This is a genomic window from Rhizobiaceae bacterium, assembly GCA_023953845.1.
Classification (GTDB): Bacteria; Pseudomonadota; Alphaproteobacteria; order Rhizobiales; family Rhizobiaceae; genus Arvimicrobium.
Genome location: JAMLJC010000002.1, coordinates 580,300 through 604,412 on the forward strand (window position 1 = coordinate 580,300; position 24,113 = coordinate 604,412).

Annotated in this window: 21 protein-coding genes; 10 read left to right on the forward strand and 11 right to left on the reverse strand. The window is 62.9% G+C overall.

The features are described 5' to 3' along the window. Positions 1 to 115: 115 nt before the first annotated feature. The 5 genes from M9955_24770 to M9955_24790 all read right to left on the reverse strand — a co-directional run bounded on the left by M9955_24770 (position 116) and on the right by M9955_24790 (position 4,053). Entirely contained in the window at positions 116 to 877 is a 762-nt protein-coding gene (locus tag M9955_24770) for a formyl transferase (protein ID MCO5084861.1), read from the reverse strand. A 62-nt stretch (positions 878 to 939) separates the two neighbouring features. Continuing rightward, positions 940 to 1,596 (reverse strand): exopolysaccharide biosynthesis protein, encoded by a 657-nt coding sequence (locus M9955_24775; protein ID MCO5084862.1) that lies wholly within the window; start codon positions 1,594 to 1,596, stop codon positions 940 to 942. Positions 1,597 to 1,702: 106 nt separating this feature from the next. Then, positions 1,703 to 2,278, reverse strand: a complete 576-nt coding sequence (locus tag M9955_24780; protein MCO5084863.1) for a DUF4893 domain-containing protein — start codon at positions 2,276 to 2,278, stop codon at positions 1,703 to 1,705. Between the two features lie 34 nt (positions 2,279 to 2,312). After that, complete coding sequence (locus tag M9955_24785) at positions 2,313 to 2,945, reverse strand: DUF1638 domain-containing protein (GenBank protein ID MCO5084864.1); 633 nt, start codon at positions 2,943 to 2,945, stop codon at positions 2,313 to 2,315. A gap of 415 nt (positions 2,946 to 3,360) precedes the next feature. After that, the gene (locus M9955_24790) at positions 3,361 to 4,053 is read right to left on the reverse strand and encodes a B12-binding domain-containing protein (GenBank protein MCO5084865.1); all 693 of its coding nucleotides are present in this window, start codon (positions 4,051 to 4,053) and stop codon (positions 3,361 to 3,363) included. A gap of 253 nt (positions 4,054 to 4,306) precedes the next feature. Between M9955_24790 and M9955_24795 the strand changes: the two genes are divergently transcribed. Next, positions 4,307 to 5,884, forward strand: coding sequence for a trimethylamine methyltransferase family protein (locus M9955_24795; GenBank protein ID MCO5084866.1), 1,578 nt, complete (start codon positions 4,307 to 4,309; stop codon positions 5,882 to 5,884). A gap of 145 nt (positions 5,885 to 6,029) precedes the next feature. Further along, positions 6,030 to 6,719 (forward strand): hypothetical protein, encoded by a 690-nt coding sequence (locus M9955_24800; protein ID MCO5084867.1) that lies wholly within the window; start codon positions 6,030 to 6,032, stop codon positions 6,717 to 6,719. Here M9955_24800 and M9955_24805 read toward each other — a convergent pair. Beyond that, the gene (locus tag M9955_24805; GenBank protein ID MCO5084868.1) at positions 6,703 to 8,037 is read right to left on the reverse strand and encodes an adenylate/guanylate cyclase domain-containing protein; all 1,335 of its coding nucleotides are present in this window, start codon (positions 8,035 to 8,037) and stop codon (positions 6,703 to 6,705) included. The genes M9955_24800 and M9955_24805 overlap by 17 nt on opposite strands. Positions 8,038 to 8,317: 280 nt before the next feature. On the opposite strand from M9955_24805, the gene M9955_24810 reads away from it, so the two are divergent. From M9955_24810 to M9955_24825, 4 genes are all read left to right on the forward strand, one after another. Next, entirely contained in the window at positions 8,318 to 9,052 is a 735-nt protein-coding gene (locus M9955_24810) for a dienelactone hydrolase family protein (GenBank protein MCO5084869.1), read from the forward strand. Positions 9,053 to 9,130: 78 nt separating this feature from the next. Beyond that, a complete protein-coding gene (locus M9955_24815; GenBank protein MCO5084870.1) occupies positions 9,131 to 9,694 on the forward strand; it encodes an RNA polymerase sigma factor in 564 nt (187 codons plus the stop codon). Between the two features lie 2 nt (positions 9,695 to 9,696). Continuing rightward, positions 9,697 to 11,796 carry a von Willebrand factor type A domain-containing protein gene (locus M9955_24820; protein ID MCO5084871.1) on the forward strand — a complete coding sequence of 700 codons (2,100 nt, stop codon included), beginning with the start codon at positions 9,697 to 9,699 and terminating at the stop codon, positions 11,794 to 11,796. 447 nt (positions 11,797 to 12,243) lie between these two features. After that, positions 12,244 to 12,837: a PadR family transcriptional regulator gene (locus M9955_24825; protein MCO5084872.1), complete on the forward strand. Its 594-nt coding sequence runs from the start codon at positions 12,244 to 12,246 to the stop codon at positions 12,835 to 12,837. A gap of 48 nt (positions 12,838 to 12,885) precedes the next feature. On the opposite strand, the gene bmt is transcribed toward M9955_24825, so the two are convergent. Further along, positions 12,886 to 13,899 carry a betaine--homocysteine S-methyltransferase gene (bmt, locus tag M9955_24830; GenBank protein MCO5084873.1) on the reverse strand — a complete coding sequence of 338 codons (1,014 nt, stop codon included), beginning with the start codon at positions 13,897 to 13,899 and terminating at the stop codon, positions 12,886 to 12,888. 194 nt (positions 13,900 to 14,093) lie between these two features. On the opposite strand from bmt, the gene M9955_24835 reads away from it, so the two are divergent. Further along, a complete protein-coding gene (locus tag M9955_24835) occupies positions 14,094 to 14,999 on the forward strand; it encodes a S1C family serine protease (protein ID MCO5084874.1) in 906 nt (301 codons plus the stop codon). Positions 15,000 to 15,006: 7 nt separating this feature from the next. On the opposite strand, the gene M9955_24840 is transcribed toward M9955_24835, so the two are convergent. After that, positions 15,007 to 15,843, reverse strand: a complete 837-nt coding sequence (locus M9955_24840; protein ID MCO5084875.1) for a helix-turn-helix domain-containing protein — start codon at positions 15,841 to 15,843, stop codon at positions 15,007 to 15,009. Positions 15,844 to 16,007: 164 nt separating this feature from the next. Here M9955_24840 and M9955_24845 point away from each other — a divergent pair, with 164 nt between their 5' ends. The 3 genes from M9955_24845 to M9955_24855 all read left to right on the forward strand — a co-directional run bounded on the left by M9955_24845 (position 16,008) and on the right by M9955_24855 (position 18,183). Then, entirely contained in the window at positions 16,008 to 17,018 is a 1,011-nt protein-coding gene (locus tag M9955_24845) for a fatty acid desaturase (protein ID MCO5084876.1), read from the forward strand. Positions 17,019 to 17,109: 91 nt separating this feature from the next. Then, positions 17,110 to 17,916 carry a PhnD/SsuA/transferrin family substrate-binding protein gene (locus tag M9955_24850; GenBank protein MCO5084877.1) on the forward strand — a complete coding sequence of 269 codons (807 nt, stop codon included), beginning with the start codon at positions 17,110 to 17,112 and terminating at the stop codon, positions 17,914 to 17,916. 42 nt (positions 17,917 to 17,958) lie between these two features. Beyond that, positions 17,959 to 18,183 carry a hypothetical protein gene (locus M9955_24855; protein ID MCO5084878.1) on the forward strand — a complete coding sequence of 75 codons (225 nt, stop codon included), beginning with the start codon at positions 17,959 to 17,961 and terminating at the stop codon, positions 18,181 to 18,183. Positions 18,184 to 18,201: 18 nt separating this feature from the next. On the opposite strand, the gene M9955_24860 is transcribed toward M9955_24855, so the two are convergent. From M9955_24860 to M9955_24870, 3 genes are all read right to left on the reverse strand, one after another. After that, on the reverse strand, positions 18,202 to 19,764 hold the full coding sequence (locus M9955_24860) for a glycosyltransferase family 39 protein (GenBank protein ID MCO5084879.1): 1,563 nt from the start codon (positions 19,762 to 19,764) through the stop codon (positions 18,202 to 18,204). A gap of 82 nt (positions 19,765 to 19,846) precedes the next feature. Further along, positions 19,847 to 22,420 carry an FAD-dependent oxidoreductase gene (locus tag M9955_24865; protein ID MCO5084880.1) on the reverse strand — a complete coding sequence of 858 codons (2,574 nt, stop codon included), beginning with the start codon at positions 22,418 to 22,420 and terminating at the stop codon, positions 19,847 to 19,849. Positions 22,421 to 22,510: 90 nt separating this feature from the next. Further along, the gene (locus M9955_24870) at positions 22,511 to 24,088 is read right to left on the reverse strand and encodes a trimethylamine methyltransferase family protein (protein MCO5084881.1); all 1,578 of its coding nucleotides are present in this window, start codon (positions 24,086 to 24,088) and stop codon (positions 22,511 to 22,513) included. Positions 24,089 to 24,113: the final 25 nt, after the last annotated feature.

Here is a 24,113-nt window from a genome sequence, read left to right on the forward strand (position 1 = left end):
TTTGAGTTTTGATGGAAGCCGGATCGGCCTGCTTGTTGTCGGACGACGCGCGGGCCTTCAAAAACGACAGGAGACGATGTCGCGGATGGGCGATCGCATGGCGGTCTCGCTGCGCTTACCAGACGCCCTTCGTCAGACCGGTCCAGAGATAGCGCCAGATCGTCGGATGATACCAGAGATGCGACGGCAGGTCCGAAGGCACTGTCGTCAACCGACCGGCAAGGGCATCCTCTGCCGCCTTGATGCAGATGTCGCGAGACATGGCGGCCTGCCGGAACGCATAGGTCATGAAGTTGTCGTCCGATGCAGGCCTGCCGCGCACTTGATAGAGTGTGCCACCCGTATCCACGCCAGCGTCGACCAGATGTACCGTTCCGCCGAAATTCTCCGGATCGCCGTTGGCGAGCGCCCAGTAGCCGCCATTCATGCCGCGGTATTTCGGGTTTATGCCGGCATGATAGTTGATGATCGGGCAGGGCATGGCGCCGAGCATTTCCGCCTTCATGATGCGACACCCGACCAGAAACAGAAGGTCGGGTTTCAGCTGCTCGACAGCCTCGCGGAATTCAGGCCCATTGACGGACGGGACTCGGACGATCGATTGGCCCGCCACGGGCTCCGGCCGCAGCCGGTTTTCCGCGATCATTCCGGCGATCCGCCCCTTGAGCAACTTTTTTGCCAACACGGTCCAGACCATCATGGCGGTCTGACCTGCCGCGTTGACATAGCCGAATTTCCGGACGCGCCGCCTGATGAGAGCTGAGCGTGGTTCACCGTCTTCCAGAACGACATCGATCGGCCCGAAGCGCCCGATCAGCGCGTTTGCAATGATCCACGGATGCGGCCCGCCTGCCGTGACAAGGACGATCTTCTGCATGCCCAGCCCAATGTTCAGGAGCCGCGAGCGTAAGCAGGAAACCTTAACGTCCCTTGCCCGGCCTAGAAGATGCCGAAGACGGCATGTGTGATGAAACCGGCGGTGCTGACCACCACGCCGATCACGGCGAGTGCAGCGATGCCGACGATCCCGCCGGCAACGAGGAGCAAACCGTCGCGCTCCGACACGGCCAGCCCAAGCAGAGCGGTGGCGCAGGCCGGCAGCCAGTTGCCCAGAGGGATGGGCAGGGTGACGATCACGCCGAGGAAGAGCGTGACGAGGCCGATGAAGCGGTCCCCGTGGCGACGCCAGAACGGCCAGTAGCGCGGCCTGATGACGCGCTCCAGCCGCACGAGACGCGGAATCACCCAGAGCATGAGCTTGCGGAACTGCTCGGGCGAGATCGACTTGTCCATGAGGAAGCGCGGCAGCCAGGCGCGTTCGCTGCCGTAGGCCATCTGCGCGGAAATGATGATCAGCGGAAGGCCGAGAAAGGCGGAAGCCGGTGGGGGCAGGGGAATCATGTTGATGGCGGCGAAGAACACCAGAAGTCCGGCGAAGCCGCGGTCGCCGAGGGCGTCGCGGATCGCGCGGAGCGATACCGGGCCGCTGTTTTCCTCCATCATTTCGGCAAAGACCTGCGAGAGGCGGCGAGGCCGTCGCTTCGCGGGCGCCCCCTCGATCTGCCCGTCGTCAAATCCGCGCATTTCCTGTCTCATGACAGAGTTCCCCCGCGCATCTGCGCGATATGGGCATTGTGGCGATCAGGGGTTAAGCCTTGATGACGCACACGAAAAGGTTGTGTGGCCCGACGACGCAACCGGGTCAGCGGCGGAATTCAAGGATATCCAGCTTCGATTCATAGTAGGGCAGCGGCAGTTCGATGCGCCATTCCTTCTGCCCGGTGCGGAAAGCATAGCCGACCTGATCGGTTTCGGGGCCGCTGGCGTAGGGTTTCGGCTTCTCGTCATTCACATATTGCGAGCCGAGATAAATCAGCCGCCGCTCATTCTCGTCGTAGAAGCGGCCCGTGGTGCGCTGCGACCCGCTGATCTTCTCCAGCTTCCAGCCGGAACCGTCGTCGGTGACCCGGCACTTGAACCAGCCATAGATGACAAGGGGCAACTGACCGCCGATCTTGATCGTGCGGCATTGCCAGTTGCCGGTCATGTCGAAGTTCCGGAAAGTCTGCACCCGTTTCGCGAGGATCGTCTCCAGTTGCGCGACCTCGTTAGCTTCACCGCCGCGCCGGGCTTCCGCGATCGCCAGTTCCCGCGTCTGGGCGTAATTGTTGAGGCGGATGCGGTCGGCCGGCGTGATAAGTTTGTCGACGACGCCGTCAGCCGACGCTGCGGAGGGCAGCACGACCAGCAGAGCGAAAAGGCATGCGCGCAGCTTCATTCGACCTCCGTCTCTCAGCCGAAGCGCTTCGCCTTCAGGCTGCGTTTTTGGCGATGCCGGTCAGCGCAGGAACCAGATCGCCATATCCGGTGAACCGCCGCTCGTAGTTCAACCCCAGCAACGCTGCGGCGTCTTCCGCGACCTTGTCGAGCGCGGGATCATCCGTTTGGGCAAGGTAGACGAGTTTCTCGTAATTGCCGAAATAGTCCGGAATAAGTTCGGGATGACGGTCGAGGCCGAGCGGCCGGATGAAAAAAGCGTCGAACTGCCGGCACAAGAAGTCGGTCATGTAAAAGCAGAGCATGTCCGCGTCGCCGGACGCCTCGAAGGCCTCCAGCTTCTGATAGAAGGCGAAGCAGTGCGGGCCCCCGACGCGCTCGACGCCGTGCTTTTCCAGCACCTTGTCCAGCATGCCACCGGTGCCGCAATCCGCGTAGCCCGCAAAGATGCGCTGATATCCAGCGGCTCTGGCTTCGGCGATCGCCTTCTCCATCGCCGGCGCGATGCGGTCCGGATAGAAGTGAAACTCGGCCGGAAGGCAGGTGAGATCGATATGGTCGAGGCGATAGGCCGTCTTCACCGCCAGAATCTCGCGCGCCAGCATGCCACAGGCGATCACGCGCAGCCTGCTCTGCTTACCGCTATTGTCGTCGTGCCTCTCGGCCATGGAACTCCCGAGCCTGCCGCTCGTTACACGCGGACATTATTCGATAAGGGAGACACCGTCCATGAAGCTCGCTCGTATCGGTCCGATAGCGGTGCTCATCTGCGCCATTTTCGCAGCGTCCTGTGCCAATACGGTGCGTGGCGTCGGTAAGGACGTCAGAGCCACGGCTGATGCCGTGGAGGACTCCGTCGAATAGCGGCAGCCTCTGGCAGCAAGCCGGGAGGCGAAAACGGGCGGGTGACGTTCTTTCTCCAGCCGATGCAATGGAGAGCCGGAATGTCACTCCTCGTTTTTCGCGCCTTTCCCGTCGTCCTCGTCATGGCTGGCGCCGCATCCTGCCAGTCGACAGACACCGCATCGCGGTCCACGGACCAGAAAGCGGGCAATGGCTACTGAGCCGACATGCTCGGCGCCGTCAGACGCGGACGTTGTGGCGGCGCTTCATGAAGTCCTTTGCCGTCTCGACCGCGACTGCCGCGTCGCGGCAATAGGCATCGGCGCCGACGGCCTTGCCGAATTCCTCGTTGAGCGGCGCGCCGCCAACCAGCACGACGTAGTCGTCGCGGATGCCCTTCTCCTTCATCGTATCGATGACCACCTTCATGTAGGGCATGGTGGTGGTGAGCAGCGCCGACATGCCGAGGATGTCCGGCTTGTGCTCCTCGATCGCCTCCAGATACTTCTCGACAGGGTTGTTGATGCCGAGGTCCACGACGTCGAAGCCCGCGCCCTCCATCATCATGCCGACGAGGTTTTTGCCGATGTCGTGGATGTCGCCCTTGACCGTGCCGATCACCAGCTTGCCCTGCTTCGGCGCGCCGGTGGCGGCGAGCAGGGGACGCAGGATCGCCATGCCTGCCTTCATCGCATTGGCGGAAAGCAGCACCTCCGGCACGAAGAGGATGCCGTCGCGGAAATCCTCGCCGACGATGCGCATGCCCTCGACCAGCGCCTCGGTGAGCACCGCATAGGGCGCCCAGCCACGCTCCAGAAGGATGTTGGTGCCTTCCTCGATCTCTTCCTTCAATCCGTCATAGAGATCGTCGTGCATCTGCTGCACGAGTTCTTCGTCGGAGAGCTCGGAAAGAATGATTTCGTCGTCGGACATGCTGCACTCCTGCTGGGCCGCGACCGTTGCCTGCGCAGACCTTCGTGTCTGCACCCATAGGTATCGCGCGGCCCGACAAAGCCATAGCCGATTTGCGACTTCGCACAATAGGAAAGCGACCGGAAACATGGCGGCGTGCTTGTCGATTTTGCGACAGGCCTTGGCGCTCACTGGCCGTTTCGCATAGGGTCGTTCGCTACGATCAGCCAACGAGGTCGCACGAGACGGCCAATACCAGCCAAGGAAGAGCATCATGGACGAGAAGCTGGCGGCTGAAGCCGAAACGACGAGCGGACGACGCTCGCGCAGCGATCGAGGCGGCGGCGCGGCGGCCCGGCGCGCGGCGCGTTCCGGTGGCGGCCCCGGTACCCAGCTTACCTATATCAGGCGCAACATCCCGCTCTATGAAGTGCTTGACGAGGAAGGGCTGGCACTCATCGAGAAGAATGCCGACACGGTTCTGGAGGAGGTCGGCATCGAGTTCCGCGACGACGCCGAGGCGCTTGCCTTGTGGAAGGACGCGGGCGCGGACATCAAAGGCGAGCGGGTGCGCTTTCCACGCGGCCTGCCGCGGTCGCTTCTGAAGACCGCCCCGAAGATCTACACGCAACATGCCCGCAATCCGGCGCGCAATGTCGAGATCGGCGGCAAGGGCACTGTCTTCGCCCCGGTCTACGGCCCGCCCTTCGTGCGCGATCTCGACGGCAACCGCCGCTACGCGACGATCGAGGATTTCCGCAATTTCGTGAAGCTCGCCTACATGGCGCCGTCGATTCACCATTCGGGCGGCACGGTATGCGAGCCGGTCGACGTGCCGGTGAACAAGCGTCACCTCGACATGGTCTACAGCCACATAAAATACTCGGACAAGCCTTTCATGGGCTCGGTGACGGCGCCCGAGCGCGCCGAGGACACCGTCGCGATGGCGAAGATCGTGTTCGGAGACGATTTCGTCGAGAATAACACAGTGCTGACCAGCCTCATCAACGCCAATTCGCCGATGGTCTTCGACGAGACGATGCTGGGCGCGCTCAAGGTCTATGCCCGCCACAACCAGGCATGCATCGTGACGCCGTTCATCCTTGCCGGCGCCATGAGCCCGGTGACGGTCGCCGGCACGCTGACGCAGGTGCTGGCCGAGGTGCTGGCGGGCGCGGCCCTGACACAGCTCATCCGGCCGGGCGCTCCGGTGCTGTTCGGCACCTTCGCGTCTTCGATCTCGATGCAGTCGGGCGCACCGACCTTCGGCACGCCGGAGCCGTCTCTGGTGTCCTATGGCGCGGCACAGCTTGCGCGCCGGCTCGGGCTTCCCTTCCGCACCGGCGGGTCGCTCTGCGCGTCCAAGGTTTCCGACGCGCAGGCCGCGTATGAAAGCGCCAATACGCTGAACTCGACCATTCTTGCCGGCACGAACTTCGTGCTCCACGCAGCCGGCTGGCTGGAGGGCGGCCTATCCTCCGGCTACGAAAAGTTCATGATGGACATAGACCAGCTTGGCATGCAGCAGAGATTCGCCGAGGGTGTCGACCTCTCTGAGAACGGTCAGGCGATGGACGCCATCCGCCAGGTCGGGCCGGGCAGCCACTTCCTCGGCTGCGACCACACGCAGGCGAACTTCCAGACCGCTTTCTACCGTTCGACCATCGCCGACAACAATTCCTACGAGCAATGGCTCGCGGAAGGCGAGAAGACGGCCGACCAGCGCGCCAACGAACTGGCCCGGCGCTGGCTGGAAAGCTACGAGGCCCCGCCGCTCGACCAGGGTATCGATGACGGCCTCAACGACTTCATTGCGAAGAAGAAGGAGTCCATGCCCGACGCCTTCACGTGAAAGGAGCCCGTGTCAGGCCGGGCTAAAGTGGCCAACATCATTCACAAGGAAGTCTGGCGCAGCGCGTTTCGTCAGCCGGGCGAGGAGTGATATTGGCCCGTATCGCAGCCGAAAAGATGGAGGGCTGCCGGGACTGGAAGCGCCGGTGTATCGAGATGTCATAGACTCGGTTTCCACTGCTCTCGAAGCCCACGGGCTTCTTGTTCGAGGCGGCTTCAATTTCGCCGCCGCGGCGCAGGCGCCGCCGGCGCTTTCTGACAGCCCTGCGAGAGCGGTCATCCTTGTCGGCAATGCCGGCGCAGGTTATTGGCCGCATTTCCAGCGATGGCGCGACGCACAGCCTGCCGTGTCGACCGATCCGCTCGATACATGGTGCCGGGAGGTCATCGGCGCGGTTGCGGCACGAAGCGGAGCGCGTGCCATTTCTCCATCGGACCGGCCGTTTCAGCCTTTCCAGCAATGGGCGATGCGCGCGGAAGGATTGCGCCCGTCGCCGCTCGGCATCCTCATGCATCCGGAATATGGGCTCTGGCACGCCTATCGCGGCGCGCTGCTGTTCGATGTCGAATTACCGTTCGACCGGATCGGGAAACCGATTCATCTCTGCGACGCGTGCACCGAAAAGCCCTGTCTCAAAGCCTGCCCGGTAGAGGCCTATACCGAAGCCGGCTTCGACTATCGGGGGTGTCTCGCTTTCGCGAGCAGCGCAAGGGGGGGCGACTGCCGCGAGAAAGGGTGCCTGGATCGCAATGCCTGTCCGCATGGGGCTGGATACCGCTATCCGGCTGCAATCCAGGCCTTCCACATGGCGAGCTTCCTCAGGCCGGCAATGTGAGCGGCCGCGTCGATGCGGGCACTTGCCGGCCGCGCGGAAGCGTCCAGACATGCACCGGCTCATCACGGCCGCGTATGCTGACAGGCCCATGATCGATGGCGAACGGGAGAGGCACGGCGTCGCCTTCCTGCCGGGCGGCGGCGATCAGCGCCGCGCCGAAAGCCGCGTCGGCGTCGAGTTCGCGGCACAGCGCCTGCAGCCTGCTCGCGACATTCACGGTGTCGCCGACGACGGCAACCGATAGGCTTCGTTCGCTTCCGACAGCGCCGAGAACCACGGGTCCGTAATGCGCGCCTATCCGCACGTCGACAGGCGAAAAGCCGGCTTCGGCACGGCGATCATTCCATTTGTGCAGCATTTCGATCATCGCTTCGGCGCAGCGGATGGCGCGCGTTGCGTCGTCCGGTCCTGCACGCGGCACGCCGAACGTCGCCATGATGCAGTCACCGATGAAGTTGTCGACCGTGCCGCCGCTCTCGAACACGACCTGTTCCATCCGGCGGTGGAACTGGCGAAGCAGTTCGAACACCTCCTCGGCAGGATGGTCTTCCGAATAGTTGGTGAAGCCGACAATGTCTGCGAAGACGACGGCGATGTCCTGCCGGCGCACCGGGCCGAACGGCTCGTCTTCCGAGGCAAGCTCGTCGACGAGGTTCGGCGAGAAATGCCGAGCGAGATTGCCGCGCGCCCGCTCGGCCTTGATGTAATCGTCCGCCAGCCGGCGCGACCGCGATACGACAAGCGAAATGATGGCGGCCATGATCAGGATGACGACGACGTTCGTCGCCTGATCGAAGGCATCGATGAAGTTGGGATTGAGATAGAAACGCAGTCTCTCGGCGAGCGACATGGAATATAGCTGCGCAGCGGGAATGATCGTTCCCGGGTGCATCGCCACCCAGACCACGCCCGCCGTCCACGACAGCGCGGCTGCGATGCCGAGCCAGGCGGCGAGGCGCGGCGAAAGGCTCAGGGCGCCCAGACAGATGAAGATCAGCAGATATTTGAATCCGCCCTCGCGCAGTTGCATGGCAGGCGGCAGGCCTTCTGTGCCGAACGGATTCGGGGCGATGAGCAGGATGGTCACCAGCACGATGTCGAGCGTTCCCACCACATAGCCGAGCCAGGGCGGGTTGAAACGCCGTCGCGTCAGCCGGTACTGGATGAAGCCGACGAGGAAAAAGAAAACCAGCGCCGAGAGCACGAACAGCAGCGCCTCGTTCCACTTGCTGATCAGCGTGATGAATATGGCAACCGCAGCCAGCGATCCGGTGCGCGCCCAGAACTGCAGCGCTGCGCCTTCGCGTTCTGCGCGCATCAGAAGATTCCGCAACCTGGAACGGCGTCGCCGTTCTCCATCCGGCGGTATGGTCATCCGTCGCTGCCTTCCATCGTTGCTCCGACAAGACCGCGCTGCCTATGGCACAATCATGTTTCCGACCGCCTTCGCGTACAACCGTGGCACGATTCCGTCACGCAACAAATCGCGCTGCGCCATGGGAAAGCACGTTTGGCTGGTGTCGGGCAGGCGAGCTGTCGTTGCCATTGCCGGCCTCGCAAATGTAGGGATTCGTCAACAAATCCACGCGGAGAATCACATGCCTGGAGGCGCGCTCGACATCCGAACCAAAGATGGCGTTGCCAAGGCGGGTCTTTTCGGGGCAGGGCAGGGCCACAGTACGGGCGTCATTCTCTACATGGATGCGTTTGGTCCACGTCCGGCGCTTGATGCGATGGCGTCGCGGCTTGCGGCCAACGGCTACGTGGTTCTGGTTCCCGATCTCTTCTACCGGCAGGGCGCCTACGGGCCGCTCGACGCCAGAACGGCCTTCGCCGACGAAGCGACAGGCGCGTGGCTGCGTTCGACAATGGCGGCCACCAACCAGGCCATGACGCAGGCCGATACCGACGCTTTCATCGAGGCGCTGGCGGCGGCTGGTGTGACAGGCTCCATCGGTACGGTCGGATACTGCATGGGCGGCGCGCGGGCGCTGAACGCCGCCGCGGCTCATCCCGGCCGGATCGCAGCCGCCGCCAGCTTTCATGGCGGCAATCTCGCTTCCGATGCGCCGGACAGTCCTCATCGCAATGCGGCATCGATAAGGGCAAAGGTGTATGTCGGTGTCGCCGGCGTCGACCGGAGCTTCCCGCCCGAACAATCGGCACGGCTCGCCGAAGCTTTGCGCTCGGCCAAGGTTGACCACGTCATCGAAAATTACGTGGGCATGCAGCATGGCTGGTGCGTACCCGATCATAGTGTCTACGACGAAGTTGGCGCGGAGCGTCACTGGCGCCGCCTCGTGATGTTTTTCGACGAAACCCTGCGTGGTTGAGACCACACGCGGCGCGCTTTTGAACTTTTTCTGCAACCGACCCCAAGGAATGCCACGAAACTTTCGTCCAACGGACAAATGACGGCGATGGTGCTGGAAGACCGCGCGGCGTCCGACAGGGAACTGATCGGGCTGGCGCGCAACGGCGACAGGGGTGCTTTCGGCGAACTCGTCGAACGGCACTACGATTTCATCTATCGCATCGCATGGCGCTGGGCGGGCAATCGCAGCGACGCCGAGGACATCACGCAGGACGTCTGCGTCAGGCTCGGCAAGGCGATCCGCGGCTTCAAGGGAGAGGGCGCGTTCACGACGTGGCTCTACGCCATGACGCTGAACGTCGCCCGCGACCTGAAGCGGAAGGAAAAGCGCGACACGGCGAAGACCGAGGCATTCGGCGTGCACGCGCTGATCTCGGGCGAGGCGGAAGAGGTACTGGACGATCCCGCCGAGCGCCTCTGGGCCGCGGTGAGGCAACTCCCCGACAAGCAGCGCGAGGCCGTGCTGCTTGTCTATGGCGAGGATCTCAGCCACGCGGACGCGGCCGATGCGATGGGTTTGGCGGAAGCCACGGTCTCCTGGCACATCCATGAAGCGAAAAAACGGCTGAAGGTGCTGATGCGCCCGGCCGGGGAAGACTGATCATGGCTGGACACGACGAGTTCGACATCCTGCGCACCGCAAAGGTGCCGGCACCGCGCCGCGAGGCGAAGGATGCCGCCCTGCGCGCCGCGCTCGATGCCTTCGACGGCAAAAATATCACGTCGGCCGCCCAAGGATCGGCGGACGGCATGCGTCTCACCGAACGAGCAAGACAGCTCTGGAGAGACATCATGCAAAAGAAAATGCTCGCTGCGCCGGCTCTGGCGACGCTCGTCGCCCTGCCGATCGCCGGCTACGCCGCCTTTCAGTTGATTGAGGGAAACCCGTTCAGTTTCACGCCGCAAAGCGCCGATGGTCCGGCAGGGCCGGTGGTCGAAAAGCCGGCGGAACCGTCGAAGAGGAAGGATGAGATCGCTTCTATTGGCGGGGAGACCGACGCGGATGTTCGTTCGCGTCAGGTGGCTGAGCCGGAAGTGCAGGCGCCGCGTCAGGAAGGCGGTCGCGTGAGCGTTCAGATGTCGCCCCCCCTTGAGGAGGCGTCACGCGACTTGTCAGGTCTGCTCGGCGCTCCGCAACCGGCCGAAACTTACGCACCCGCAGCCCCCGCCACGATGGCCAATAAGGCGGTCGGCCGCGGAGCACCCAAGCTCACAGCATCGGAAGCGATGCCTGCGCCCGCTCCATCGGACAATCTCGCGCAGATCGAGGAGAACCGTGACCGGCTGACCGAGTTCAAGACGAATCCGGTGCGTTCGGCGCTGGAGGACCCGGTCTCGACCTTCTCCATCGATGTCGACACGGCGTCCTATTCCTTCGTGCGCGCCTCGCTGAAGCGTGGGCTGCTGCCGCAGGTGGACACGGTGCGCGTGGAGGAGATGGTCAATTACTTCCCCTATGACTGGAAGGGACCGGATTCGGCCGAGACGCCGTTCAACACCACCGTTTCCGTGATGCCGGCGCCGTGGAACGACCAGCACAGGCTGATGCATGTCGCCATCAAGGGCTATGACGTGCAGCCGGCCGAGCAGCCGAAGGCAAACCTGGTCTTCCTGCTCGATGTTTCCGGCTCGATGAACCAGCCGGACAAGCTGCCGCTGCTGCAATCGGCCTTCCGCCTGCTGGTCAACAAGCTCAGGCCGAACGACACGGTGTCCATCGTGACCTATGCGGGCGACGCCGGCACGGTGCTCGAGCCGACGAAGGTTTCCGAGAAGGAGAAGATCCTTCAGGCAATCGACACGCTCACGCCGGGCGGCTCGACTGCGGGCGAGGCGGGCATCAAGGAGGCTTACCGGCTGGCGGAAAAGTCCTTCGTCAAGGATGGCGTCAACCGCGTCATGCTGGCGACGGACGGCGACTTCAATGTCGGCCAGACGGACGATGCGGACCTGAAGCGCATCATCGAGGAAAAGCGCAAGTCGGGCGTATTCCTCTCCGTGTTCGGCTTCGGGCGCGGCAATCTGAACGATCAGATGATGCAGACCATCGCCCAGAACGGCAACGGCACGGCGGCCTATATCGACACGCTGCAGGAAGCCGAGAAGGTACTGGTCGAGGATTCCTCCTCGACGCTTTTCCCGATCGCCAAGGATGTGAAGATCCAGGTCGAGTTCAATCCGGCAAAGGTCTCGGAATACAGGCTTATCGGCTACGAGACGCGTGCGTTGAACCGCGAGGACTTCAACAACGATCGCGTCGATGCCGGCGAGATCGGCTCGGGCCATTCGGTGACGGCGATCTACGAGATCACGCCGAAAGGCGCGCCGCAGATGATCGACGATCTGCGCTATGGCGAGGCGTCGACGAACAATCCGGATGGCGTCGCCAATGCGGATGAATATGCCTTCGTGAAGATCCGCTACAAGGCGCCTGATGCCGATGTCTCGAAGCTCATCACCACGCCGGTGACCAGCGCGAACGAAGTATCGTCCTTCGATGCGGCCTCGACCGACCAGCGCTTTTCGGTGGCAGTCGCCGCCTTCGGCCAGAAACTGCGCAGTACCGATCAGACGGCAGGGATGGGCTGGGATCGCATTTCCGAGATCGCCGCCGCGTCGCGCGGTTCCGATCCGTTCGGCTACCGCTCGGAGTTCCTGTCGCTGGTCAGGCTCGCGGCGGCGCTCGACACCGGCAAGCGCTGAGCGTCAGCGTATATGTGGAGAAAGGCCCGGCATCGTCCGGGCCTTTTCGTTGCCGGCCCCCATGCCGCTCACGTTCCGCTCACGCTCATGTGTTGGGCGCGCGCCCAAGAAACGGGTGGTGGCCCGCGTCTCATGAACGAAAGCACGCCGGACAATTCTCCTCGATCGGCGTGCCCGGGATTGTCACTGACGCGGGAGCCGTCCCGTTTGGGCTTGGGGACGGCTTTCAGGGATCGCTGCGCTCTGGCCTCTGTGCGCGATCGGAACGCGGTGACAATGGGCCGGCTCTTCCGGGTGGGATCGTCCGGTGAGGGAGCTGGTCATGGGCGGTGAGGCAGGGCCGGTGAGGGGCAACCCTTGCCGGCCCTTTTTTATCCATGCTCTTGCAAAAGATATATCGTTTGATAGATATGTCTCATGAACGATATATCTTTGAAAGGAAATCCCATGTTTCATCGACCCCATGCCTGTGACGGCCGACGCAAGGGCTGGTTCATGAGCGGCGAAGGACGAGGTCCGTTCGGCGGCGACGGAAGGGGCGGGCGGGGCGGCTCGTTCGGCCGTCATCGCGGCGGTCCTTTCGGCGGCCGCGGCCCGCGCATGTTCGATCCCGGCGCGCTGCGTCTCGTGGTGCTCGGCCTGATCGCCGAGGAACCACGTCACGGCTACGACATCATCAAGGCGCTGGAGGCGAAATTCCAGGGCGCCTACAGCCCGAGCCCGGGCGCGATCTATCCGATGCTCCAGATGCTGGAAGAGGCCGATCTGGTGGTCTCGGAGGCGAACGGCAACAAACGGCGCTATTCGATCACCGATCAGGGCAAGGCCTATCTGGAAGAGAACGCGGCGGAACTCGCCCGCATCAACGCACAGATCGACGAGGTCTCCGCCGACAGCGGCGAGATATCACTCGGCGATGAGGTGAAAGACATCGCCCGGGCGGTCTTCATGCGTCTGCGGCGGGGTCAGTACACGCCGGAACAGGCACGCAAGGCGCGTGATATCCTGCGCAAGGCCCGCCGCGATCTTGAGGATCTTTGAAAGCAGCTACGGCTGCGGATCGTGCGGTCCGCAGCCGTTTCACTGATATCAGCCGCGTCGCCGGCGCTCGCGCCTGCCGCTATCGGCTTCGCTGTTGTTGGCGGCAGCCAGCTTGTTGCGCATGGGACCTATGCGCTCGATCACAGTCGCGACCGTCGGGCGCTCGGTTCTGGCGTGCGAGTCGATCGCCTTGCGCATGGCGGCAAGATGCTCGAACGACGTGCCGCAGCAGCCGCCGACGATCTTCGCCCCGGCATCGATCGCAAGGCGCGCATAGTCCGCCATCAAGGTGGGTGTGCCGGAATAGTGGATTTCCGAACCGCGAAATTCCGGGATGCCGCAATTACCTTTCACAATGACCGTCGCTTCCGGCTTCGCCTCGGTCATGTCGAGCAGCGAGGCGAGGATATCGGACGCGCCGACGCCGCAATTGGCGCCGACAGCCAGCGGTGCGAAAGCCAGACCGTCCGCGACGCCGTGAATATCCTTCGGCAGCAGACCCATCATGGTGCGGCCGGCCGTATCGAAGGAGCCGGTATAGGTATAGGGCAGACCAACCTTGATGGCGGCTTCCGCCGCCGCGCGGATTTCGTCGGGAGCGGACATGGTCTCGATCCAGGCGACCTCCGCGCCGCCCGCCTTCAAGCCTTCGATCTGTTCCACGAACGCGGCCACGGCATCTTCGTAGGAGAGCGCACCGAGCGGGATCAGCAGTTCCCCCGTCGGACCTACCGATCCGGCCACGATAACCTTCCGGCCTGCCTTGTCGGCGACCGACCGCGCGATCTCGGCGGCGCGCTTGTTGATCTCGAACACCCGGTCCTGCGCATGATGCAGCTTCAGGCGATGGCGCGTGCCGCCAAAGGAGTTGGTCAGGATGATGTCGGCGCCAGCGTCGACAAAACCCTGATGCAGTTTCGCGATCGTCTCGGGGGCGGTCTCGTTGAGCAGTTCCGGCGCTTCGCCAGCCTGCAGGCCCATCGCGAAAAGATTGGTGCCGGTCGCGCCGTCTGCAAGGAGCACGCCTTTTTCCGCCAGCAATGCGTCGATCGGGTTCAGCATGGGTCGTCTCTGAAGGAATGAGAGGAATTCGGATAACGATATAAAGAAGTCTTTATGTCACGTCAATCAATGCTGTATCGGCGATCCGCTTCAGTCGGCCTGTCGGTTGTAGTGCTCTGTCGGGCTGCCTATCTTAGCCGGATTATATTTCGGGCGATCCGGCAAGCCGGTGATCGTTTCGTGCAGGAGCCGACATGGACATCGATACGGTCCTCAAATCCGTCGTGACGGTACAGGCCAACATTCCGGAGGATGGTTTTACCGCCAGCATTCTCGGTACGGAGCGCTCAGGCAGCGGCATCGTCATCCGCGACAACGGCCTTGTTCTGACGATCGGCTACCTGATCACCGAGGCAGAGACCATCTGGCTGACGACGCGCGGCGGTCGGGTCGTGCCCGGCCATGCGCTTGCCTACGATCAGGAGACGGGCTTCGGTCTGGTGCAGGCGCTTGGACGGCTCGATCTTCCCGCCGTGAGGCTTGGCCAATCCGGAAAGGCCGAGGTGGGCGATCCGGTGACGCTCGCAGGCGGTCAGGGCGACGCTGTGGAAGCGCGCATCGTCACCAAGCAGGAATTCGCCGGCTACTGGGAATACCTGCTGGATGAAGCGATCTTCATCGCGCCGGCACATCCTTCCTGGGGCGGGGCAGGGCTGTTCAATGCCGACGGCGAGCTCATCGGCATCGGCTCGCTGCTTCTCCAGATGGCGAGCAAGGGCGAGACCCAGGACATCAACATGGTGGTGCCGATCGACATATTGCGGCCGATCCTCGACGACCTGCTCAATCGCGGGCAGGTCGACAGGCCGCCACGGCCATGGCTAGGCGTCTATTCGGCAGAAAGCGACGGCAAGGTCGTCACTATCAATGTCGACCGGCGCGGGCCGGCTGCCGCTGCCGGACTGCGTCAGGGAGATATCGTGACCGATGTGCGCAACCTTGAAGTGGAAGGCCTAGCCGATTTCTATCGCAAGCTATGGGCAAGCGGCCCGGCCGGCACCGAGATACCGATCCGCATCGTCCGCGACAGGCGGGACATGTGGCTGCGCATCAAGTCCACCGACCGCAACAGCTATCTCAAGAAGCCTGTCCTCCAGTAGGTTTCCTCTAAGCGACGTCGAGGCTGCGCGCGAAGGCCGGGACTTCGTGCGCGTGGACGTCTGCGGCGCGGATCAGGTTGTCGAAGTGCCGTGTGAAGGTGCCGATCAGTTCGGTGGCGTTCAGTACCAGATACATGTCGCCCACATAGAGCGCGACCCGATAGGGCCCGAAGATCGTGTAGGGCACGGAGTAGCGCTGGCGGCCATCGTAGAGGTAGAGGCGGAAGCTCGGATAGAGATCATCCAGAAGCATCGCCATATGATCGAGCTGCCGACGCCGGGCGGCCTGTGAGAGACCGCTCCAGACGCCAAGGCCCCGGGCGAAGATCTCCAGCGTGTGGCGCGGCATGCAGACCTCCATGTCGGTCTGCGGCAGGCGGTTGTAGTCGATGCGTGACTGTGTCTCGTCGCGCTGCGCCTCCCGGCTGCGGTGGGAGATGTCCGCCTCGTAGTCGATGAGTTCGCGGGTCCGCAGCAGGTCCGGGATACCGGCCGGCACATAACGGATCTTCATGCCGGCGGCTTCGGCATGCCATTTCGCCATCAGGGGTTCGCCGAAGGCGCTGGAACCCTCCTCGATCTCGAAGCTGGCGCGCAGTTCCCCAGTCAGCGCCTCGTCCTGGCTGAGACCCAGCAGCCAGTCGAGCGAGACCTTGTACTCGGCAGCGATATTGAGAAGCGTCTCGGCGCGGGGCAGCCGCGTGGACGTTCCGGAGAGAAGCTGGGAGAGCGCGGATCGGTCGATGCCGACCCTGCCGGCGAAAGTGGACTGGTTGATGTCGGCACGCTGGATAAGCTGCCGCAGCCGCTCCCGGAATATCAGGGAAAGGTCGCGCTTATCCATATACGGACGCTCCGAGCGCTGTTTTGTTTACTTTCCACATCAAGTGACGTGGTTGCTTCGCAAAATCAACATTTTCTTCGCCAAATCGCGTTGAATCTGACCCGGTCTACTGACACCCTTATGTCAGTAGGCGTGCAGAATCCACGCTGGCGAGACTGGACAAAATGAGCATCGGGCGAGTGCGCACTGGCCGCAAGGCAACCATCGAGTGGCCGACAGTTACCCTGATCCTTGCCTGTTACGCCGCGTGGGGCGTGCTTGTCTTCGTCGCCTATCCTGCCTATCCGGTCATGTCGCTCCTGCTTCTCGGGGCAGTGCTGGCCTTACAATCCTCCCTGATGCACGAAGCCTCGCACGGGCATCCGACGCGCAAGGGCTGGATGAACGAATTGCTGGTCGGATTGCCGATCGGCCTCGTCTATCCGTTCCGGCGGTTTCGCACACTGCATCTGCGCCATCATGCCGATGAACGCCTGACCGATCCGTTCGACGATCCGGAAAGCTATTACCGTGCGTTCTGGCAATACGAGAAGCTGCCGGCGGTGATGAGATCGCTGCTCACCATCAACAACGCGATGGTCGGACGGATTGTAATCGGTCCGCTGCTCGGCACCTGGATTTTCATCACATCGGAACTCAGGCTGATGCTCGACGGCGACCGCGACGTGCGCCGCGCCTGGCTGCATCATGCAATCGGCCTCGCCATCGTGGTACCGCTCATCATCTTCGCCTCGGCGATCCCGCTCTGGCTCTATATTCTTGCGCCGGTCTGGATCGGACAGTCCATTCTTGCGATCCGCACCTTTGCCGAACATCAATGGTCCGAATGTCCGGACGGCCGCACCATCATCATCGAGCGGTCGCCGCTATCCTTCTTCTTCCTGAACAACAATCTGCACCTCGTTCACCACAAATTGCCGACAGCCGCCTGGTACAGGCTGCCGCAATTGTTCCGCGAGCGGCGCAACGAGTGGGTGGAAATGAACGGAGGATACGTCTATCCCAACTACTTCGCGCTGCTGAGGGACTTTGCCTTCAGGCCAAAGGAGCCCGTCGCTCATCCCTTCCTGCGCCGCACGCCTGAGCCCGGCCGCGCGTTCCGTCCTCGCGTGAGAGCGCGCAACGTGAACGGGTTTGGCACCGCTCCGGTGCCGGCCGAGCCGCCGAAGGAATGATATCTGCCTGACGCACGCCACGCGCCGATGCCTGCGTTGCCTCTCTCAACTCGCGTTGCGAGATTTTCCATTCCGAGCCTGATCCCACACGATGAGCAATTACATAGCCGCGCTGCCAATGTATGACTGGCCGGAACGTACGGCCGAGGTCGATGCCGAGTGGGCGGTTCTGCGCGATCTCATGCGAGACGAGGGCATTCCGGCACCCGAAAAGCTTGTGCGGCGCAACGCGGATGTTCTTTCCATGTCGGGCGGCATCCGGGACGGGGGCGGGATCGAAATCGCACCCGATCCTTCGGTGCTTCCTGCCGATCAACTCGATCTCCACGCTCTTTGGCGGCATCCGGCGCTTTTGATCGGGCAAACCTGCTGGGGACCGATGGAACTCGGTCTGGCGCGGCATGTCGAAGTGGTCGGGCAGGCGGACTATTCCGCTTTCGAAGGGGGGCAGGGGCCCCTTTATTCAAGCGCCATCGTCATGCGGGCGGATGCGCCCGGCGTGCAGACGGTTGCGGCGAACGGAACTGTGGATCTGCCGGTGACGTCCATGCGCGGACGCCGCCTCGCCTTCAACAGCTCCGATTCGCTGTCGGGCGTTCTGGCATTGGAGCGCGATCTGCAGCACATCGGCCAAAGCCTCGACATATTCTCCGACCGCATCCTGACCGGTGGCCACCGCAACTCGATCAAAGCCGTCGCGAACGGCGAAGCGGACGTTGCCGCGATCGATTGCAGGAGCTGGGCGCTTGCGCGCCGTTTCGAGCCTGCCGCCGAGGCATTGATTGTCGTGGGCTGGACAGCGCTCAGGCCGGGCCTTCCCTTCATCGTATCGCGTCATCTGCCGGGAAAAATGATTCAATCGATTCGGAGAATTGTCGCGAGGAACGCCGGGACCTGACGGGAGTTATACGCCCCGCACGATAAAAGCATGGAGGAAACGATGCTACGTCGCATCTCGGCCGCAGAGCTGGTCGAGCAGTTGGTGTCCGAAGGCAAAGGGCGGATCATCTCGGTGGCTGACGCCATCTATTCCATCCGGAAAGCGATCCGGGATTGTGAACATACGGACGAGGAGCTTGGCCAACTCATCGCCGCGATCGCCATACATCACGGATGCAATGTCGCGTTTTCAGGCGCGGGTTCCGATCTCAGCGTGCGAAGCTAAGGAGTTGGCGCTGCCCTGTCAGCGCCGCGCCTGCCACCATTGGCTGCAAAGTCGTCCATTCGGCGGGACCGACGGATCGCCGTCCTTGACGAGACGGACATAATACACGCGGCGCGTGCCGCCGAAGCTTTCGGGGACATCGACAAAGCTCACCCGGTCAGGAAAACGATATCCGACGTCGCGCAACGGCAGCCAGATATGCGGCGGCGGGCATGGCTGGTCGAGCCAGGTCACGAGTCCCGGCTCTTCGATGCGGTTCACGAGGCCCGGAACCTCCTCGTTGAGCAGAACGAGCGAGGGATCGACCAGACGGAAATTGCCGATCCAGGACGAAAAGCCAAGAATGGTGCGCAACGGCCCCTGTTTCTCGAAGCCCTGAAGCAGAAACGCATGATCCATGCGGGCACTGCGCGATTTGCCGTCGCCGCCGATGGCCTGCTTGTACCACGTCGCCGGTATCACGAGCACCGAAACGGCCAGCGCGGCGGCGAGGAAATGCACCGCTACGCGGCGCCCAGCCGGGCCAAGCATCTGCGCCCTGATCGCGATCCAGGCGGGCAGCAGGAACAGAAACGGCGTCAGCCATCGATCGGGGAAGGCGGTCGATCCGGTGACGATCATCAGGCCGACCACAAGGCCGAGACTGAACAGGATGGCGCGACCGATGAAGCCGTTGTTCGGCGAGGCGGCGCTGTCGGTCCTCAGCGGGTTCTGCCGTTCCAGCGCGAAACAGACGGCAGCGATGACCAGCGTCATGGCCGTGAAGTTCAGAACCGACTCGATCAGCTGGGCAAGTCCGTGCGTTCTGATCTCCAGAAAACCGCCCACCGCGGCAATCCCCAGCTTGCGCGTACGGGCAAGAACCGCGTCGATGTTCGAAATGCTCCAGATGATGGTGGGGAGCAGGGCGACGAGCGTGGCGGCGAGGCTGATCAGAAAGCGACGGTTGAGGATGACGGGGCGGTAGGCCGGAATGGAGATCGCCGCCAGCAGGATGGCGATCATGAAGATCGAATCGTTGAACTTCGACAGCATGGACAGCGCAGCGGCGAGGCCGAACAGCACGTAGGCCGTGATCGTCCGCTTCGTGACCAGATTGACGAGCGCCAGAACGGCGAGCGCGGAAAAGGCCAGCGCCGCCACGGAATGGGTCAGCGTATGCTGCGATTCCCAGAAGATCTGGGGCATGGTCATCAGGCCCAGCGCGCCGGCCGATGCCGTGAGCAACGAGAAGCCGAGCAGCGTCAGGGTCCGGTGGACTGAAAAGAACGTCAGAAAAAGCAGCAGGTATTTGATGATCTTCAGGGTCAGCAGCTTCGGACCCAGAACCTGAGCGAAGCCCCAGAATATCCATGTGAAAAGCGGCGGCTGCGATCCACCGTAGCCGGCCCAGAGATAGGGCACGTAGATAAGCTGCTCGGCATCGTCGATCGTGGTGGCGGTGCCGGCGAGCCAACTGACGAGTGTCAGCGTGGCGGCCTGAAAGGCGCAGTAAAGCGCGGCGAGCGCCAGCGCGGCGTTGACGCCGCCCAGCTTTCCCTCGCCGACCCATCGCACCCGGTTGTGGATTTTCTCGATCAAGATGCCGTTCCGTGCAACGCCGCACCGCCCGGAGGCGCGGGTATCACGGCACGGCGGCAGTCACAACTCGGGCGCTTGAGGTCTACTGCCGCATCTTCTCGCCCGAAGGATCGAAAGGCGGCTCGATGTTGATGCGGGCGGGACGGCGCTGGCCGAGGATTTCGATCTCGAACAGGCCGGTGGCTTCATTGTCGGCCAGTTCAGCGGGTACATAACCCTGCGCCATCGACTTGCCGACATAATGCGCATAGCCGCCCGACGTGACCCAACCGACCACCGACCATTCGCCATCGTGAAGGCCGCGTACCGCCGATGCCCCCTGCGCGGCGGAGGAGCCGCGCACCGCCTTTCCGGAAGCTTCGAAGCGCGGCGCGCCGAAATCATGCGTCTTGCCGACAGTGCCAAAGTCCTTGCCGTTCGCCTTTGCCCAGATGGGCTCGTCGCCCATCACATCGGCGTCGAGTGCGTCGACGATGAGTGAAACGCGGCGCAGCTTCGGGCCGTTGGTCTTTTCCTCGGCAGCGGCATCTCGTCCGATGAAGTCGTTCTTCTCCATCTTTATAAAGCGGTCCATTCCGCCTTCGAACGGCCCGTAGATGGGGCGCAACTCGCGGAACCATGTCGGAAAGTTCTTTTCGAGGCGCATCGAAAGCAGCGCACGCATGCCGAAATCGACGATGCCGAATTCCTCGCCGGCTTCCTTGATCGCCTTGTAAACAAGCCGCTGATAGGCCGGCTGCATCCAGATCTCGTAGCCAAGATCGCCGGTGTAGGTGATGCGGTTCACCATACAGGGCGCGCCGCCGACCGCCATCTCCCGGAAGTCCATGAACCTGAACGCCCTGGACGACACGTCGACATCGACCAGTTTCTGCAGCAGCGCCTGCGACTTCGGCCCCGCGATGGAGAGACCGACGAGGGTCTGGTCGAAGCGGTGGATGCCGATGCTGCCGTCCCTCGGCAGATGCTTTTCGAACCAGCGCATGTGATACTTCTGCGCCGCCGACGAGCCCCAGATCATAAATGTCTCGTCGCCTGTCCTGGCAATCGTGAAATCGCCGATCAGCTTGCCGCGCTCGTTGAGCATCGGGGTAAGCATGATGCGCCCCTTTTTCGGCATCCGGTTGGTCATGAGCCGGTTGAGGAAATCCTCCGCGCCCCCGCCGGAAACCTCATACTTGGCGAAGTTCGCAATCTCGGTGACGCCGACGCGCTCGCGGGTTGCCCTGACCTCGTTGCCGACATGCTCGAAGTCGTTGGAGCGGTGGAATGACACGACGTCCTTCGGCTCGCTCCCCTTCGGGGCGAACCAGAGCGGGGTCTCAAGGCCCCACGAATCGCCCATGACCGCGTTCTGGGCGAGCATGGTGTCGTAGAGCGGCGTCGTCTGCGCCGGGCGCGCGGCCGGCAATTCCTCGTTCGGGAAGCGGATCGAGAAGCGTCGCGAATAGTTTTCCCGAACCTTGGCGTTGGTGTAGCGCAGGCTCGCCCATTCGCCCCAGCGGGCGACATCCATGCCCCAGACGTCGAAGCCGGGATCGCCGTCGACCATCCAGTTGGACAGAGCGAGGCCAACGCCGCCGCCCTGGCTGAAGCCGGCCATGACGCCGCAGGCGACCCAGAAGTTCGTCAGGCCCTGCACGGGACCGACAAGCGGATTGCCGTCCGGCGCGAAGGTGAAGGGGCCGTTGATCACCTGCTTGATGCCGGCATTGGCGATGCCCGGGAAATGCCGGAAACCGATCTCCAGCGACGGCGCGATGCGGTCAAGATCGGGGGCAAGCAGTTCATGACCGAAATCCCAGGGCGTATTGACCGGCGACCACGGCTTGCAGGCCTTTTCATAGGTGCCGAGCAGGATGCCGTTGCGTTCCTGGCGGGTGTATATCTCGCCCTTGAAATCGAGCACGCCGACCATCTCGCGGCCGGTTTCCTTGTTGAACGCCTCGACCTCCGGCATCGGCTCGGTGAGCAGATACATGTGCTCCATGGCGAGCACCGGCAGTTCGACGCCGACCATGCGGCCGACCTCGCGAGCCCAGAGGCCACCGCAGTTGACGACATGCTCGGCATGAACGGTTCCCTGTTCGGTGACGACGTTCCACGTGCCGTCGGGCTGCTGGGTCAGTTCTCTGACAGGATTGCGCAGGACGATGTCGGCGCCGAGCTTCTTCGCCGCCTTGGAATAGGCGATCGTCGTGCCGGACGGATCGAGGTGGCCCTCGACCGGGTCCCACATGGCGCCGACGAAATGCCGCTCGTCCATGAAGGGGAACATAGCCTTGGCTTCGGACGGCGTGATGAGCTCCGTGTCCATGCCGAGGTAGCGGCCCTTGGCGTGGGCGAGGCGCAGGAAATCCATGCGCTCCGGGCTATCGGCCATCATCACGCCGCCGGTGAGATGGAGTGAGCAGGATTGCCCGGAAAGCTCCTCAAGCTCCTTGTAGAGCGACACGGTGTAGGCCTGCAGCTTGGCGACGTTTGGATCGCCGTTCAGCGTATGGAAGCCGCCCGCAGCATGCCACGATGAACCGGAGGTGAGTTCGGAACGCTCGATCAGCACGATATCGGTCCAGCCGGCACGGGCCAGATGATAGAGTACGGAGCAGCCGACGACGCCACCGCCGATCACAACAACTTTATAGTGTGATTTCATCAGGATACGTCCATTCTTCCAGAAATTGAGTCCGGCCGTTCAGAAAAAGAGTCAAGGCCGGTCGGCAAGTGCCTCGCTTACATACGATCATCAAAAATCCGTCGGAGCGCCGCCCTCGGTGATGCGTTTCTCCACGAAGGCGTCGAGTTCCTCGCGGATAGCCGGGTCCATGGGCGGTTCCTCGTAAGTAGCGAGGCGTTCCTTCCAGATGCGATTGGCGCGTTCTATGGCTGTCGGAGAACCCGCCTCTGCCCAGGTCTCGAAATTGCGCCAGTCCGAGAGGATGGGGGAATAGAACGCCGTCTTGTAACGCGACTGCGTGTGCGGCGTGCCGAAGAAATGTCCGCCCGGGCCGACATCGCGGATTGCATCCACGGCGAGCGCGTCCTCCGACAGATCGAGCGGCGTCAGGAACTCCGCCACCATTTGCAGCAGGTCGATGTCGAGGATCGTCTTCTCGTAGGAGCAGCGCAGCCCGCCTTCCAGCCAGCCGGCACCATGCAGGATGAAATTGCCGCCGGACTGGATCGCGCCCCAGAGCGAAAAGACGCTTTCATAGGCTGCCTGGGCATCGACCGTATTGGCCGCGCAGGTGTTGGAGGTGCGGTAGGGGATCCTGTAGCGGCGCGCAAGCTGGCCGCCGACGAGTTGCGCTTTCATGTATTCCGGCGTTCCGAAGGCCGGCGCACCCGACTTCATGTCGACGTTGGACGTAAATCCGCCGTAACCGACCGGCGCGCCCTTTCTGACCATCTGGCTGAAGGCGATTCCGGCCAGCGCCTCCGCGTTCTGCTGGACCAGGGCGCCGGCGACGGTGACCGGCGCCATGGCGCCGGAAAGCGTGAAGGGCGTGACGATCACGACCTGTCCGTGAGAGGACATCTGGATGATGCCCTCCATCATCGGAATGTCGAGCTTCAGCGGCGAGTTGGTGTTGATGATGGTGTAGACGGACGGCTCTTCCAGAAGCTGCTCGCGGGAAATGCCGCGCGCGATGCGGGCGATCTCGATGCCGTCGAGGTTGCGTTCCTTGCCGAGCGAATAGATGTGGAACACCTTGTCGGTAAGGGTGGCGAGATCGCGGATGCATTCGAGATGGCGGATCGATGGGTGGATGTCGATCGGCTCCACCGGATAGCCGCCCGTCGTATTCAGGATGTTGTGCATCTGCGCCAGGCGCAGGAAGTTCTGATAATCCTTGCGGTTGCCGGGGCGGCGGCCATTGTCGATGTCCGAGCAGTTCGGCGCGGACGCCATCTGCGAGATCACCAGATTGTTGCCGCCGAAGCGCACGTCATGCGCCGGATTGCGGGCATGGATGGTGAATTCGGATGGCGCGTGAGAGATCAGTTCCAGCAGCATGTCGCCGTCGAACCGGACGCGTACGCTGTCTTCGCGCACATCCGCGCCATGCTCTTTCATGATGCGTCGCGCCTCGTCATGCAGCACGTCGACGCCGATCTCCTTCAGCACGCGCAGCGATGCGAGGTGGATCGATTCCAGTTCGTCGTCCGATATCAGCTTCGTCGGCGCGAAGGGAATTTTGAGCTGCCGGAATGGAGGCTGCTCGAAGGCCATCGAACCGCCGCCACGCTTGCCGGCGCGGCCGCCACGACGGGCGCGCTCGGTTGCGACGACCGGTTCGGCCGGTTGCAGCGCTGCGTTCATGGCGAATCCCCGTGGCAAGATATGC